4 protein-coding genes are annotated in these 3,604 nt (G+C 64.2%); 1 reads left to right on the top strand and 3 read right to left on the bottom strand.

Features of this window, described 5'->3' with window-relative positions:
* Positions 1-75: 75 nt before the first annotated feature.
* The gene (locus DYI24_RS23220) at positions 76-1,350 is read right to left on the bottom strand and encodes an acyl-CoA dehydrogenase family protein (protein ID WP_164574011.1); all 1,275 of its coding nucleotides are present in this window, start codon (positions 1,348-1,350) and stop codon (positions 76-78) included.
* Between the two features lie 126 nt (positions 1,351-1,476).
* On the opposite strand from DYI24_RS23220, the gene DYI24_RS23215 reads away from it, so the two are divergent.
* Complete coding sequence (locus DYI24_RS23215) at positions 1,477-2,256, top strand: enoyl-CoA hydratase-related protein (RefSeq protein ID WP_107354928.1); 780 nt, start codon at positions 1,477-1,479, stop codon at positions 2,254-2,256.
* 326 nt (positions 2,257-2,582) lie between these two features.
* On the opposite strand, the gene DYI24_RS23210 is transcribed toward DYI24_RS23215, so the two are convergent.
* Together DYI24_RS23210 and DYI24_RS23205 are read right to left on the bottom strand one after the other, a co-directional pair.
* Complete coding sequence (locus DYI24_RS23210) at positions 2,583-2,957, bottom strand: DUF6285 domain-containing protein (protein ID WP_107354927.1); 375 nt, start codon at positions 2,955-2,957, stop codon at positions 2,583-2,585.
* Between the two features lie 18 nt (positions 2,958-2,975).
* A partial coding sequence (locus DYI24_RS23205) for a phosphotransferase family protein (protein ID WP_164574010.1) occupies positions 2,976-3,604 on the bottom strand: 629 nt, incomplete at its 5' end.

Below are 3,604 nucleotides of genomic sequence, written 5' to 3'. Positions count from 1 at the left end.
TGAACAGCTCGGGATTCCGGGTTCACGCGCTTCGCGCGTGCCCCGGAATGACCGGCGAGAAGAAGTGGGCTGCACTCACCGCTTGTTCGCGCCCATGTAGCCGAACAGGAAGCCCGCCACTTTCCGCATCTGGATTTCTTCGCTGCCTTCGGTGATGCGATAGCGGCGGTGGTGGCGGTAGATGTGCTCGAACTGTTTGTGGCGCGAATAGCCGATGCCGCCGTGGACCTGAATGGCGCGATCGGCCGCCTGGCCGCACAGCCGGTTCGCCCAATAGTTACACATCGACACCTTGTCGGACAGGGTGTGCTCGACCTGGGCCTGGGTCATCTGATCCATCTCCCACGCGGTCTTGCGGATCAAGAGGCGCAGCATCTCGGCCTGGGTGGCCAGTTCGACCAGCGGAAATTGAATCGCCTGGTTGCGCGCCAGCTCCTCGCCGAACGGCTTGCGTTCACGCGCGTATTTGACGCTCTCGTTGATGCAGAACACCGCCGCGCCGAGCGACGAGGCCGCCTGGCGGATGCGGTTCTCGTGCACGAAGCACTGCGCTAGCGACAGGCCGCGGCCGACCTCGCCGAACACCGCATCCTCGGTGACGAACACATCCTTGAACGACACCCGCGGATGGTCGGTCGGCATGTTAAAGGTCCAAAGATACTCTTCGACCTTCACGCCGGGCGCATCGGCCGGAACCAGGAAGCAGGTAATGCCGCGCGCGTCGCCGTCCTTGCCGGCGGTGCGGGCGAACAGTGCGCAATGCGTGGCGACGTGCATGCCGGTCGTCCACATCTTCTCGCCGTTGATCACCCAGCCTTTCTTGCCGTCGCGCACCGCCTCTTCGGCGCGCGTCTCCATGTGCGTCGCGTCGGAGCCATGATCTGGCTCGGTGAGACCGAAAGTGATGCGATACTTGCCGGTAATCGAGCCGTCGATCATCGCCTTCTGGTCCGGCGTACCGTACAAATCCAGCATCTTGACGATCGGGAAATTGCCGACGATCGAATGCTCGTTCTGTAGATCGTTGTGCAGGCCGAGCCCCTTGGCGGCAAAGTGTTCGCGGATCACCGCCATCCAGAGGTTGGTGCCGTCCTGACCGCCGTAGCGCTTCGGAATCGCAAAGCGAAGATGACCGGCGTCGTCGGCGAGGTTCTTCGCCTTGCGCAGCAGCTCTTCCCATTCGTGACGCGGCAGCCCGCCATGTTCGAAGTCCGTGCGCGCCCATTCGCGGCGATGATCGAAGAAGCGGATGTTGTCGTCCGCCTGCTCCAGCGGCTTGATCTTGGACTCGATGAAGCGATCGAGCTCAGCGAGATAGGCGACCAGATCGGGCGGCAGAGAAAAATCCAAGGCGTGCTCCCACAGTCTTCGTGTTGTTGTTGATCTTGTTAAGCGACCGATTAACATGCGCCGCACACGACAAGTCAAGCGCGCTTCAGCCGCACCAATTCTGTCCAACGAAAAAAGGAAACGCCGATGGCGCTGCAATTCTCCACCGTTACCCGCAAGGGCCCGATTACCATCGTCACGCTGTCGCGGCCGGAAGTTTACAACGCGCTGCATACCGATGCGCACTACGAACTCGAAGGCGTGTTCAACGAGTTCGCCGCCGATCCCGAACAGTGGGTGGCGATCGTCACCGGCGCCGGCGACAAGGCGTTCTGCGCCGGCAACGATCTGAAGTGGCAGGCCAGCGGCGGCAAGCGCGGCTGGGGCGAGAGCGGCTTCGGCGGACTGACCTCGCGGTTCGATTGCGACAAGCCGATCATCGCCGCGGTCAATGGCGTGGCGATGGGCGGCGGCTTCGAGATCGCGCTCGCCTGCGATCTGATCATCGCGGCGGAGAACGCCACTTTCGCGCTGCCTGAGCCGCGCGTCGGGCTCGCGGCGCTTGCCGGGGGCCTGCACCGCCTCCCCCGCCAGATCGGGCTCAAGCGCGCGATGGGCATGATCCTCACCGCCCGTCACGTCCCCGCCCGCGAAGGACTGGAACTCGGTTTCGTCAACGAAGTGGTGCCGCAGGGCGAAGCCCTCGCCGCCGCCGAGCGCTGGGCCGAGACGATCTGCAAGAACTCGCCGATGTCGATCCGCGCCTCGAAGCAAACCCTGATGCGCGGCCTCGACGTCTCGCTGCCCCAAGCGATCGCCGAACAGCGCGACTACCCGGCAGTCAAGGCGATGGTGGCGTCGCAGGACTATATCGAAGGCCCGAAGGCGTTCTCGGAAAAGCGCGCGCCGAACTGGCAGGGCAAGTAGTTCGTTCGCCGCGCAACCTCTTTCGTCATTGCGAGGAGCGCAGCGACGAAGCAATCCAGCCCCTTGCGCGACGCTGGATTGCTTCGCTTCGCTCGCAATGACGAAGGATCAGCTCTCGTTCGTCATTCCGGGGCGTGAGCGTAACTCGCGAACCTGGAATCCCTACGCCGCAGCATTAGTGGCACTGGCGCGGCGAGAGATCGACGCCGTTAGTAAGACGATGGCACAGGGGTTATAGATTCCGGGCTCGCGCTGCGCGCGCCCCGGAATGACGAACGATGGGACGTCGCCCGGGCAACGCCGAAGCCATTGCGCCACGTCATCCGCTACTTCTGTTCCAGCTCCCGCCGATAGCTCGCATAGTTCGGCTGATCGACGGCCAGCTTGGCCAGCGTGGTACGCCACAGATGGTCCTTGACGCCGGGCGTCGACAGGTCGACCGCGCCGGCGGCGATACGGTCGGCGAGCTCGGCGTTGAGGTTGAACAGCGAGCCGTCGTGGCCGAGCAGCGCGCGCAGGCTGGCATGTTCTTCGGCATCGCTTTCGTCCGATAGCGCCAGTTGCCGCGTCACCAGATCGAGCGCATTGATGCCGACCCGCAGCTTGAATGCGGCATGGCCCGAAATCTGCGGAACGATCTGCTCGCGCAGAAAGTCCGCCACCGCCTTGATCAGTTCGTCCGGCCTCGGTTCGTCCTGCATCGCTGCCTCGCTGAATGATTAGTTGCGCGGCGCCAGCAGCCGCAGCAGATCGATCTCGGTTTCGGACGAGCGACGACCGATCATCGCGCGTTCCATCGAATGATCGGGGTCTTCCCTGAACCGACGCATCATGCCGCAGCACATGATGCCCCAGCGCAGCGTGCCCATCACTTCCCAGAACTTGACCCGCGCCTCGTCGACATGGCCGCCCGCGGCTTCGTAGCCGGCGAACATCTCCTCGCGCGAGCCGAGCCCGCCGACCGGCTTGTCGATCTCGCCGAACCGCCAGGAATTCACGCAGATCCAACCGAGATCTTCCATCGGATCACCGCGATGCGCCAGCTCCCAATCCAGCACCGCGCGCACGCCGTCCGGACCGATGATCAGATTGCCGTGGCGAAAATCGCCATGCACCAAGGTGATCGCTTTCGACACGCCGGGATCGTGATCGGCGAGCCAGCGCAGCGCCAGTTCGAACACCGGCCGCGGCCACTCGTACGAGCGATAGTCGGCGCGCAACAGGCCGATCTCCTCGGTCGAGCTGATCGTCCGCAGCGGCGGCAGCGCGGCGCTGTCGATGCCGTGCAGACCGGCGAGGATCGAGCCGATCTGCCGCGCCAGCTCCGGGCGTGCTGCGGCAAACTCCG

It is taken from the genome of Rhodopseudomonas sp. BR0C11 (genome assembly GCF_010820945.1).
GTDB lineage: Bacteria > Pseudomonadota > Alphaproteobacteria > Rhizobiales > Xanthobacteraceae > Rhodopseudomonas > Rhodopseudomonas palustris_H.
The sequence above is the reverse complement of the archived record's forward strand: the minus strand, read 5'-3'. Positions and strand labels throughout refer to the sequence as shown.